Origin of the sequence: Vibrio cortegadensis (genome assembly GCF_024347395.1) — a bacterium.
In the GTDB taxonomy this organism is placed as follows: domain Bacteria; phylum Pseudomonadota; class Gammaproteobacteria; order Enterobacterales; family Vibrionaceae; genus Vibrio; species Vibrio cortegadensis.
In genome coordinates this window covers 1,144,313-1,156,462 of record NZ_AP025473.1, presented here as the reverse complement: position 1 = coordinate 1,156,462, position 12,150 = coordinate 1,144,313, and the positions used below count along the sequence as shown (strand labels likewise).

Genomic DNA, 12,150 nt, shown 5'->3' with positions numbered 1-12,150 from the left:
GGTGAACGAACTGACATACCGATTTAATCAAATGCCACTATTCTCATTGTAACTCTAAAAAATAGGCCTTAACGTAGATGAATAATGCACACAGAACATTCTCTATTCATGTCCATATTGCCACGGTCATTATTTTGCTCGTTGTTATGGTTTCTGGCGTTCAAATTTGGCTAGGAAATAGATGACTAACAGACGTATTTTTTGAAACTAATAAGAATGTTTTTCAAAGGATCGCAGATCAAACGCGCAGCTAAATGACCGTACACTATGGTGCGACTTTCATCGCGATTGGCACCTTCCAAAAGGGAAAAATGGTTCAACCGAAAACGATAGAAAAAGAAATAGTTAGTAGAGCTTTTTCCAACGCCATGAAAATAAGATAATGCTTTTGCTATTCATCGTGAGCACTTCGGTACCAGCCATGGTCATTTTTAACCAAACTCTTTACGTAGGTATGTTTAATTTGCGTGCAATTTTATTACATAACTTCTATGTCACATGTGACATAGAAGTTTATTGTTGTGAGTATTAGCGTAAGTGCTTCCATAGAATGCTACGAGAGCTTTGTCTCTAGCTATAAAGCTTCAAGCTAGCATGTAACGTTTCAACTATTTTGTCACGCAATGATATTGGGGAGACCACCGCCACGATATTGGCATTTTTCATCAACCACCATTCAAAGGTCAAACTATCCCGCACTTCAGCCTCAATCGTGGTGTATTGTTTATCTTGAGTGAGTATTTTCTGGTTTGGTGACAAACGCGTTTCTTCAATCAGATGTAATCCGCTGAGATTTTCAATCTTCAATATTACTTTCTGCATCTCACCTCCAGAAAAATGACGTGCATTCTGCTCTACATACTCTTTGACGTTGAATTTGTTTAAGGTTTGGATGCTAGTAAAACCAATCTTTAATGTATGTACTCGGTGAAGAGCGTATGTACGGATGCTATCGGTGTCATTCGGCACCATGCCTACTAGGTAAAAACTATTGCCGTGAAGGAAAAGACCAAGAGGGGTTAACACATAGCACTTTGGCTGAGTTGCACCACGCTTCTGGTAGGTAAATTCAATGTCTTTTTTCTCGAGTAATGCTTGTTCAATCTGTTTAAAAAATGCGTTGCCTACCTCAGGTGCTTCCAATGGCAATTCTCTTTGAAAATAACAAAAGCGTTCACTCCATAATTTTGTCTGTTTAGTGTCTTCTTGTTTGAGTGAAGAAAAAATATTGTCCACACCAGAGCGCAATGTCGGTGGCAACATAGACTTAATTTCTTTCTCAATGACTTGCAATGAAACCACAGAAGACATGCCATCTGGCTTGATAGGGTGACGGTGTCCTTGAGCAATGCGATAGCGATACGGTCGTCGTTCATCATCAATCTCAATGCTGTTGTTATCTTCAATCACATTATTAATGCAGCGTTGAACAGTGCGTAGTTGGCTTTTCTCATCCGCATTGGTGCTCAGTAGTTCAGCCGAGAGTAATTTGTCTCGTAACTCTAATGTAGAGATTGAATCTGGATGGCAGGGGATGGACTCCAACACTTTCTGATATCGCTGTATTTGCTTGCTCATTGAATTCTACCGATAAATAAAACTTTAAAGCGACATTAAATGTCGCCAGTGAGGGTAGTATAGCGTTCATAGACATGAATTAGGAGCGTTAAAATGCAACTTCAGGCAGACTTTGAGAATAACAACCACGATAATTTTGCTTTTCTGAAAGAGGGCTTGGGGGAGCTATATAAACAGGCCACTCTAGCTGAGCGCTACTATTTCACCGACCCCCAATCGAGCATGGCGAAGGTACGTCTATTTGTTGAGCTCACTTGTCATGAATTAGGTAAGCATTTTAAACTTCGCCCTCCCGTTCATGGTGAATTATCTAATAAGATTAAGATGCTGCAAACATCAGGCTGTATTGAAGAATGGGTTATTGACGAGATGAATGCCTTGCGTCATGACGGTAATCGCTCCGTTCATATGACAGAAGTCAATGGTGCCTATGTCGCTGAAATGAAAGTGTCTCGCGCTCGTATGCAAAAGCACATGAACAGCCTTTATGAAATCGCTCAATATGCGGGTAAAACCATTCTTGGTATCGAAAACCTGTGCACTAACTTATGGCAGGAGCCTACCTCATGTGAACTGTCGTTATTTGTGACTGATGCCCTGAAAGGTTCTAAAGACGCGACTTATTACCTTGCGAACAAGTTTTACAATGAGTTGCTTGAAATGAGTGAACAAACGGGTAAATCTCGTTGGTGGGAGAAGGAGCAATACCTAGATAAGCAGGCAGACCTGAGTTATTGGCTTGAGAAAACTCACCGTCAAGGTCACCCTCAAAGTTGGTTGTTATATGCTAAATGCTACTCAAACAAGCTACTGCAAGAGAGCGTTGCTCGTGATGCGAAACTGTGCTTTAAGCAGGCATTAACAATAGATGAGGAAGGTGATGCTGCCTTTGAATTTGGTTCTCATCTTCTCCGTTGTGGAGAACACAAACTTGGTAAAAATTATATTCGCCAAGCGGCAGAGAAGGGCAACCATGATGCGCTTTCATTCCAACTTAATATCGCTTATAAAGCAGGCTCGGATACAGAGCATTGGTTACAGTGTGCTATTGAGCATCGCTTGCCTGAAGCGTTCACAGTCGATGCTTATAACAAACTTGAAAAGCATGAAACTGAGCAAACCGATGAGTCACTAAAAACACTCCGCTCAGCTTTGGTGTCGGGGCAGGCTCGCCGAGCGCCTGGTATTGCTTTCTTTAAATCTTATGTTGATGCCACAGTGTATGAAACCGATCAAGTTAAACAAACTGTGGCTACGATGGTCGATAGCTATAAATGTTTACCTGAATATTTAGCGGTAGAGTTTCGCTTATTTAAGCAGATTGCAGATGATGCAGAGCACTATGACTTAATGATTGATATTTATCACGAGGCTTTAAAACAATCGAGCAATGAATTGGAAGAAGCGGATATTAAATATTCTATCGTCACGCAAGCCCTTGCGAAGGCGGCAACGAAATTTAAAATGCGTGATGGTGTTAAAACACCGAAACCTATCCCTGCATTACTTCAAGAAGCAGCCGATGCGGGACATCCTGAAGCCCGAACTTTTGTAAACAGTGCCGAAGGTAAGGCAGTACTTAAGAAAGTGGGCTTTACAAGCCAAGGTAAGATGCAAAAAAACTCAGCGGAGAAGAAGAAGAGCAAGCAGAAACGTAAGTTGGCGAAGAAAGCGAAGCGTAAGTGATTTCGCTTTCAGTGAAGCAGATAAGTTGACAATACCTTTCCTTCCTCCTTTTTTTTACTAAGATGCCTCTCATCACTGAATCGATGAGAGGCCTTTTGTACTTTTAGTCTTTAACCAAAGTTAAGTTTTAATGATTCTCCATACTTAACTCAGCGTCCAAAGCTATTGGTACGGATCAGTACTCTCGTTAGCTGTCCTCCTTAACAATTCCAATGCTTGACCCTACTGAGTATTCTGTTTATATTATCGCCGCCCAACGGGCACATCCTAAAATACACATTCGCTATCCTGCCATCATTCGTGTATTTATATTGGTGTTTAATACTTCCATGCAAACTAAACTTCCCTCATTTACTCGAGAATCGGGTGCTTTAATGCATCTCTCGATCCCTATCATTTTTACTCAAATTGCAACCCAAGCTATGGGGTTTGTTGATACAACCATGGCAGGTCAAGTTAGCCCTGCCGATCTTGCGGCCATTGCTCTAGGTACCAGTCTTTGGCTTCCAGTATTGCTGTTGCTTCGCGGTATTATCATGGCTTTAACACCTGTCGTGGCATATCATCGTGGTTCACGAAATTTTGAACGTGCCTCTGTAGAATTTTTCCAAATGATATGGTTGGCATTATTGGCGAGCGTGCTATTGATCGCCTACTTGATCAATGCAAAGCCAATTTTGGAATGGATTGGTGTCGCCTCAGAAATTATCCCAATTGCGAGCGATTATACATTTGCGCTGGCGTTTGGTGTGCCGGGTATTGCGCTGTTTTACACATTGAATGGTTTTTGTGAAGGGATGAACAACACCAAAGCACCAATGATCATTTCCGTTATTGGCTTGCTTGTGAATATCCCGGTTAACTACATCCTTATTTACGGTAAATTTGGATTTCCTGAAATGGGCGCAGTTGGCTGTGGTTGGGCAACAAGCTTAGTTTATTGGATTATGTCTATAATCTTGTATTCTTATATCAAAAGTCACCACCACTATAAAACCATTATTCGTTTTTCAGATGCAAAGCCAAAAGCAAAAGAGATGTTGCACCTGTTGAGGTTGGGTTTTCCCATCGGCATGAATATCGCGGTGTGTGGCAGCATTTTTGCAGTAATCGCGCTGATGATCGCTCGTATCGGTGCTGAAAACGTCGCAGCAGCGCAAATCGCGTTAAACATTTCGAGCATGACTTACGTGATCCCAATGAGCATCTCATTTGGCATTACTATTCGAGTTGGTCATGCATTAGGTGAGAAAGATGAGTTGGGCGCTATCGTGCGAAGCAAAATTGGGATTATTGTGGCAGGCTTAGTGTCTCTCATTTCTGTCGTGATTTTTCTACTGTTCCCTGAATGGATCATTCGTCTTTACACCGCAGATCCAGAGATCAGCGCCAAAGCCGCAACATTGATCGTCTTTACTGCAATGTATCAATTCAGTGATGCGATACAAACCTCTGCAAATGGTGCACTGCGTGGCTATAAAGATACTAAGATTCCGATGCTTCTTGCCATTGCATCTTACTGGGGGTTAGCTCTACCACTTGGTGTTATATTAGGGTTAACGGATTACATTATTCCTGCGATGGGTGAAGCGGGTTTTTGGGTTGGGATCCTTACAGGATTAACCATCGCAGCCATTCTTATGTTATTTAGGCTGCAACATGTCATTAAGAGTCGCGATACACAGATAACAAGTACCGCACCCGCAAACTAATTAATACGTAATGACATTCCCCTCACACCTTTAGATGTAGGGGAATGCATAAATATTAAAATGGAACAAGCTTATGGTTTAGATAGGCTTATTTAACTTGCGCTGCAGCTGCTTCTAGTTGCTTAAGCTTGCCTTGAAGATTGTAAGTGTTTTGGTTGAAGTTACCAGGGTTCAATACTTGGCTGCTCTGCATTGGATAGTCAGGTAGCGTGTTCATGAACTCTTGTACTTTGCCGCCTACTGGTACGAATAGCCACATGTTGTCTGCCATCCAACGTAGGTACATGCCAGATTCGTGAGGTGCTTTTTCGAATGGGTCAGCACGTAGGTGAACAACTTGAGGCCAGTTCGGTTGGAAACGAACAGCATCAACAATGTTACCTTCCATTACAGCGAATGAAATCTTGAAGTCATTCCAACGTACAGCGTTTAACTCAGCGTTTGCAGAGAAGTAAAGCATGCTATCACGAGGGCCTTTCTCTTCTTTACCTTCGAAATAAGGTAGGAAGTTGTAACCATCTAAGTGTACACGCCAGTTCTTGCCGTTGTAAGTTGCACCTTTATCTGAAGCCAGTTTCTCAACAACGTTATCATCACCAGCAGCAGCTAGTAGTGTTGGGATCCAGTCTTGGTGACCCATAATGTCGTTGATCTTAGTTCCCGGTTTAATTGTACCAGGCCAGCGAACTAGCTGAGGAACACGCATACCACCTTCGTAAGTTGTACCTTTCTCACCGTGGAAGTAAGTTGCGCCGCCATCAGGCCAAGATACTGTTTCTGCACCGTTATCGGTAGAGTAGATTACGATTGTGTTGTCTGCGATTTTCAACTCATCAAGCTTGTCTAGAAGGATACCTACCTGGTCATCGTGCTCCAGCATGCCATCTGCGTAGATGCTGATACCTGATTTGCCTTGGTATTTCTCTTGCAAACGAGTCCACACGTGCATACGAGTAGTGTTGTGCCAGATGAAGAAAGGTTTGTCCTCTTTTACTGCTTTTTCCATGAATGCTAGAGATTCTTCTAGGAACTCTTCATCCGCATGTTCCATACGCTTACGCGTCATAGGTCCTGTATCTTCAATCTTACCGTCAGCAGTAGACTTGATTACACCACGAGGACCAAAGTTCTTATGGAATTCAGGATCTTTAGGGTAGTAGTAAGTCTCCGGCTCTTCTTCTGCGTTCAAGTGGTATAGGTTACCGAAGAACTGGTCAAAACCGTGGTTCGTTGGAAGGTGTTTGTCTTGGTCACCCATGTGGTTTTTACCGAACTGAGCTGTCATGTAGCCCTGTTCTTTTAAAAGGTCAGCAATCGTTGGAGCCCAGTCAGGGATGCCGTGGTCTGAACCTGGCATACCGATCGTTAGCAGACCAGTACGGAAAGGTTCTTGACCTGTTAGGAATGCAGCACGACCAGCTGTACACGACTGTTGGCCATAGTGGTCAGTAAATAGTGCACCTTCATTAGCAATACGGTCGATGTTAGGTGTTTCGTAACCCATCATACCGTTGTTGTATGCACTGATGTTGAATACACCAATGTCATCACCCCAGATAGCAAGAATGTTTGGCTTTTCTGCTGCTGTTGCCGCTGAAGAAGCTGCTAATAAGCCAACTCCTAATGCTAGTTTATTAATTTTAGTACCCATAAAGGACTCCAATTTGCTTTTAAGATTAATGTGTTAAAACAACACATCGATGAGCAAACATTAATCTCAAAAACCGGTTGTGTCTTTTTATAGTGGTTATAACTAATTGTTATGGAGGTTGGTTAAGTTGTTGATTATATTTCGTTATATGTATTTCTTGGAAGTGCCTATTAACTGTTATGTGTGATCCGAATCATGTTTGTATACGTAATCTCTATCGTCTACTGCCGCATCTTGTTGACGATAAAAATGACAAAAAGATTAATAGGTTAGCGAATGTCGCGATAGTTTAAAAAATGAACTATACGTTGTAGTGCAGGATGCAAATAACTAACGAAGAGGTTTCTATGACAGTGAAATATGGCGTCAAACGCCGATTAGCGATTTTAGGTACTGCGATGATGGCGGCTTCCACCGCCACATTCGCAGCAGAAAAACCGAATATTCTCGTCATTTGGGGGGATGACATTGGTCAATCTAATGTCAGTGCATACACCTTTGGCTTAATGGGGTATCAAACTCCGAATATTGATAGCATCGCCAAAGAAGGCATGATGTTTACCGATTATTACGCTGAGCAGTCTTGTACCGCAGGCCGCTCTACGTTCATCACGGGCCAAAGTGTACTTAGAACAGGTTTGAGTAAAGTTGGCTTACCGGGGGCAGATATTGGTCTTCAAGCAGAAGATGCAACGATTGCTGAAATGCTTAAACCAATGGGGTATATGACTGGTCAATTTGGTAAAAACCACCTTGGCGATAAAGATGAATTCCTTCCAACAGCGCACGGGTTTGACGAATTTTTTGGCAACCTTTACCACCTGAATGCTGAGGAAGAACCAGAAAATGAAGATTACCCAACCGACCCAGAGTTTCGTAAGAAATTTGGCCCGCGTGGTGTAATCAAATCATTTGCTGATGGCAAGATTGAAGATACTGGCCCACTAACGCGTAAGCGTATGGAAACCGTTGATGAAGAAACACTCGATGCGGCACTCGATTTCATGGATCGTGCGGTGAAAGCCGACAAGCCATTTTTTGTTTGGTGGAACGCAACACGTATGCACTTTAGAACGCACGTGAAGGCAGACAGTAAAGGTGTGACAGGCGTGGGTAACTATGCTGATGGTATGGTTGAGCACGATCGACACGTTGGCCAATTGTTGAAACAAGTGGATGATCTGGGTATCAAAGACAACACCATCGTTTTCTACTCAACGGATAACGGCCCTCATATGAACTCTTGGCCCGATGCGGGTACAACACCGTTCCGTGGTGAGAAAAACACCAACTGGGAAGGCGCATACCGTGTACCAGCAATGGTTCGTTGGCCTGGTAAGATAGCCCCGGGAACTGTATCTAACGAAATCATGCACCATATGGACTGGATGCCAACCTTCGTTGCCGCTGCTGGTGATGATCAAATCAAAGAGAAACTGCTTAAAGGTCATACTGCGGGTGATAAAACGTTTAAGGTTCACTTAGATGGTTATAACTTCCTTCCTTACCTAACGGGTGAAGAAGAAAAAGGCCGTCGTTCAGAGATCTTCTACTTTACCGATGATGGCGATTTAGCAGCGCTTCGTTACAACCAATGGAAAGCGGTGTTCATGGAGCAACGTGCAACGGGTACCATGCAGATTTGGTCAGAACCTTTCGTGACGTTACGTCTTCCTAAGTTGTTTAACCTGCGTATGGACCCATACGAAAATGCAGATATTACGTCGAATACCTATTATGACTGGTTGTTAGACCATGCTTATATGTTCGTTCCTGCGCAAGCGTATGTTGGTCAGTTCTTAGAAACATTTGCTGAATATCCACCACGCCAAAAAGCAGCAAGCTTTAGCTTGGATCAGGTAATGGAGAAACTTCAAGAGAACCATAACAAGTAAGCTTTGGTTTATTGAAACTGATAGCTTGATGAAACTGAAAACACAAAGAGCTCCTAGGAGCTCTTTTTTTATGCGTATTTCGGTGAGTAAATACCACTCGTGAATATGAATCACAACTATCGAGTTAACTGCCACTAAATAATTGTAATTTCATTGTTTTTACGTCTACCTTATTAAGCATAAGGATGTATAAAAACAAGGAATGTTATGTCTGCATGGTTGTGCTCACTAGTGAACGGATTGAAACACCAGCGAGTTGCAGTATTATCCGCAATGTTGTCTTTACCTATGCTGTCGATGCTTAGTTTCAACGGCTATGCCAATGAACAAGCTTCGCTAGCGACATATGTCGGATCTGAAGCGTGTATTGATTGTCACAGCGAAGAAGTGGAAGCGTGGCAAGGCTCTCATCATGATATGGCGATGAAGCACGCGACTGATGAAACGGTATTGGGAGATTTCAACGACCAAACCGTTACTCATGACAAAAAGCCCAACCGATTTTTTCGCAAGGGTGATGAGTTTTGGGTCAACATCGAAGGGCCAGACGGTCAATTTAAAAATTACAAAATCAGCTATACCTTTGCCTTTGAACCTCTACAGCAGTACATGGTTGAGTTTGAAGACGGACGCGTACAGTTGATTCCTTTCGCTTGGGATTCTCGAACTAAAGACGAAGGTGGCCAACGCTGGTTTCACCTTTATCCTGATACCACCAACACCGATGAATTCTACTGGACCAACAGCGGTCAAAACTGGAACTTCATGTGTGCCGACTGCCATTCAACAAACCTAGAAAAAAACTACGACAGCGCAAGCAATACTTACAATACTACTTGGTCTGAAATTAATGTTGGTTGCGAAGCGTGTCATGGCCCTGCGAGTGAGCATGTTGATCAGGCCCAGTCAGCAAGGGCTAATGGTGGGAAGGGGGCCCCAGTCTCAGCGCATTATGGTTTCGATCGCGACTTGTCGAAGTCGGTGAAAGAGTGGATCTATCAAGAGGGCAACTCAACCCTTCAACCAAAAGACATCATCCATACCAATCAAGTTCAAACCTGTGCTCAATGCCACAGTCGACGCACTCAGTTGAATGAAACGGGTGACCACGTTAACGGTTCATTCTTTGATAAATACCGCCTGAGTCTGATCACCCCTGAGCTTTACCATAACGATGGCCAGATCTACGACGAAGATTACGTTTACGGATCTTTCTTGCAATCAGTGATGGCAGAGAAAGGCGTCACTTGTACTAACTGTCACGATCCCCATACTGCAGAACTGAAAATTGCCGAAGAAGCTGTGTGTAGCCAATGTCACATTGCTTCTGAATACACGCCTGAAAAGCACACATTCCATGAAGCGAATACCGAGGCTTCACAATGTACCACCTGCCATATGCCTGAAACGACGTACATGGAAGTTGACCCAAGACGTGACCACAGTTGGCATATTCCACGCCCTGATATCAGCCAGCATATTCAAACGCCGAATGTGTGTACTAGTTGTCATGAAGACCAAACTGATCAGTGGGCCGATAAACAGATAGGTGAATGGTTCCCAGATTCTAAGTATCGTAACCAACAACACTTTGCCGTTGCCTTTTATGCGGATTCAATAGGGCACAGAGGAGCAGAAGATGCATTGGCGTATTCGGCTCAGGATTCAAGCTTAAGCAATATCATTCGCGCTTCGAGCTTAGAACGCTTAGGTGGCAACACGGGTAAGAACACACTTATCTCACTAGCAAGAGCGGTAAAACATGACGATGAGATGATTCGGTTAGGCGTCGTGCAAGGTTCGTCTGGTTTTCCGTTTACTGATCGTTGGCAGATTCTAGAGCCATTATTGAAAGACTCTGTATTGTCGATTCGTTCAGAAACCGCAGGTGCTCTTGTGCGTTATTGGGGAGAGATGAACCCTCTGCAGAAAGATCAAATCAAGCCTGCATTGGAAGAATACATTGAGATACAGCAATTCAATGCCGATAGAGGGTTTGGCCGCACTAACTTAGGTAACGTTTATCGAGATTTAGGTCAGCACGACAAAGCGATTGAGTTTTATCTAGGCGCTATTGAGATTGAGCCTTATTTCGAGAACAGTTATGCCAACCTTGCGGACTTGTATCGCGCCCTTGGCGATGAACCAAAAGCATTAGCGACACTGAAACAAGGCATTCAAGCTCAACCTAAATCGAGTGTGTTGCCATACAGCGCAGGGTTATCCATGCTGCGAGTGAAAGATTACAAACAAGCAACCAACTACTTAAAACAAGCCGCGGAAACCGCAAAAACTGACCCACAATATTGGTATGTGTACGGCTTGGCTTTAGAGAAGTCAGATGTGCTTGCGGCAAGTAAGTCGTTGCACAAGGCTTACCAATTCAGCCGCAATCCACAACACTTGTACGCACAGTGTGAGATTTTGGCTCGAAATTACCAGAAACCGGGCGCAGCAAAAGCGTTTGAACAATGTGTTTCATCATTGAGCAAAGTGGCGCCACCGGAGGCGATTAACCAATTGAAAGCTATGCTGAAATAAAGCACCAACATTGACGTGGCTATGGTGTTTATAACCAATAGTTATGGGGCTTGTGGGTAGGATGTACGCAGCCAGATTGAATAAAGGGAAGACCTATGAACCATGCGCAACAAGCAATAAACCAACTGATTGAACAGACAGAGAAAAGTGTTATCGGTCAGAGTCACGTCGTTCGGGCTCTGGTAATCGGATTATTGACCAATGGCCATGTGCTTCTAGAAGGGCTTCCCGGCACTGCGAAAACACGCTCGGTCAAGTCACTAGCGAATTTATTGAACACAAGCTTTGGGCGAATTCAGTTCACGCCTGACTTATTGCCATCAGATGTGACGGGTACTGAGGTGTATCAAGAGCTAGATGGTAAGCCTCAACTGCATTTCCAACCGGGTCCTATTTTCAATAGCATTGTTCTGGCCGATGAAGTGAACCGTGCCCCTGCGAAGGTGCAAGCGGCTCTACTTGAAGCGATGGCGGAAGGGACGATAACCGTAGGTGGTCAAACTCATATCCTTCCAGACCTGTTCATGGTGTTAGCGACTCAAAACCCGGTTGAACAAGAGGGCACGTATCCGCTACCTGAGGCGCAAATGGACCGTTTCATCATGAAAGTAACGGTCGACTACCCAGAAGACGAAGCAGAGCGTGACATCATTCGATTGGTGCGCAGCGAAGAGCTAGGCAGCGAGACGAGTTCAGAATTAGTCACCCCACAGCATATTGAACCTGAATTGGTACTTGAAGCTCGTCGCCAACTTCCTGATATTGCGGTTTCTGATTTAGTCGAAAACTACATTGTGGCCTTGGTGATGGCGACTCGTAAGCCAGAGCGTTACCCAGAATCAAACTTGTCTAAATGGATTGAGATTGGTTCAAGCCCACGAGCGTCAATCTCATTGGATAAATGTGCTCGCGCTTATGCTTGGCTACAAGGGCGTGACCACGTCACGTTAGATGATGTGCGTGCAATGCTACCCACCGTATTAGGTCATCGATTCTCATTGTCTTATGACGCATTGGCCGATGGTGTTGACCATCAAAGAGTGGTTGAAGAACTGCTTGATAATGTTGAGATCGGATAACTAGGGGG

7 protein-coding genes are annotated in these 12,150 nt (G+C 43.7%); 5 read left to right on the top strand and 2 right to left on the bottom strand.

The genetic code is table 11. The annotated features are described in order from the left end of the window. Positions 1–570 precede the first annotated feature (570 nt). Positions 571–1,578, bottom strand: a complete 1,008-nt coding sequence (locus OCV39_RS19350) for a helix-turn-helix transcriptional regulator (protein WP_171756269.1) — start codon at positions 1,576–1,578, stop codon at positions 571–573. A gap of 93 nt (positions 1,579–1,671) precedes the next feature. On the opposite strand from OCV39_RS19350, the gene OCV39_RS19345 reads away from it, so the two are divergent. Further along, positions 1,672–3,264 carry a DUF4145 domain-containing protein gene (locus OCV39_RS19345; RefSeq protein ID WP_261889744.1) on the top strand — a complete coding sequence of 531 codons (1,593 nt, stop codon included), beginning with the start codon at positions 1,672–1,674 and terminating at the stop codon, positions 3,262–3,264. A 329-nt stretch (positions 3,265–3,593) separates the two neighbouring features. After that, entirely contained in the window at positions 3,594–4,976 is a 1,383-nt protein-coding gene (locus OCV39_RS19340; RefSeq protein WP_261889743.1) for an MATE family efflux transporter, read from the top strand. 88 nt (positions 4,977–5,064) lie between these two features. Here OCV39_RS19340 and OCV39_RS19335 read toward each other — a convergent pair whose 3' ends face one another. Further along, entirely contained in the window at positions 5,065–6,627 is a 1,563-nt protein-coding gene (locus tag OCV39_RS19335) for an arylsulfatase (RefSeq protein WP_113798975.1), read from the bottom strand. A 347-nt stretch (positions 6,628–6,974) separates the two neighbouring features. Between OCV39_RS19335 and OCV39_RS19330 the strand changes: the two genes are divergently transcribed. From OCV39_RS19330 to OCV39_RS19320, 3 genes are all read left to right on the top strand, one after another. Next, complete coding sequence (locus OCV39_RS19330) at positions 6,975–8,522, top strand: arylsulfatase (protein WP_261889742.1); 1,548 nt, start codon at positions 6,975–6,977, stop codon at positions 8,520–8,522. 207 nt (positions 8,523–8,729) lie between these two features. Continuing rightward, a complete protein-coding gene (locus tag OCV39_RS19325; RefSeq protein ID WP_261889741.1) occupies positions 8,730–11,063 on the top strand; it encodes a multiheme c-type cytochrome in 2,334 nt (777 codons plus the stop codon). Positions 11,064–11,158: 95 nt separating this feature from the next. Next, a complete protein-coding gene (locus tag OCV39_RS19320; RefSeq protein ID WP_017094550.1) occupies positions 11,159–12,142 on the top strand; it encodes an AAA family ATPase in 984 nt (327 codons plus the stop codon). The last annotated feature ends 8 nt before the right edge of the window (positions 12,143–12,150 follow it).

Bases quoted from the DNA above. Each gene is read 5' to 3' on its own strand.
- OCV39_RS19340 (WP_261889743.1), top strand. From the start codon at position 3,594: ATGCAAACTAAACTTCCCTCATTTACTCGAGAATCGGGTGCTTTAATG.
- OCV39_RS19330 (WP_261889742.1), top strand. From the start codon at position 6,975: ATGACAGTGAAATATGGCGTCAAACGCCGATTAGCGATTTTAGGTACT.
- OCV39_RS19335 (WP_113798975.1), bottom strand. From the start codon at position 6,627: ATGGGTACTAAAATTAATAAACTAGCATTAGGAGTTGGCTTATTAGCA.
- OCV39_RS19320 (WP_017094550.1), top strand. From the start codon at position 11,159: ATGAACCATGCGCAACAAGCAATAAACCAACTGATTGAACAGACAGAG.
- OCV39_RS19350 (WP_171756269.1), bottom strand. From the start codon at position 1,578: ATGAGCAAGCAAATACAGCGATATCAGAAAGTGTTGGAGTCCATCCCC.
- OCV39_RS19345 (WP_261889744.1), top strand. From the start codon at position 1,672: ATGCAACTTCAGGCAGACTTTGAGAATAACAACCACGATAATTTTGCT.
- OCV39_RS19325 (WP_261889741.1), top strand. From the start codon at position 8,730: ATGTCTGCATGGTTGTGCTCACTAGTGAACGGATTGAAACACCAGCGA.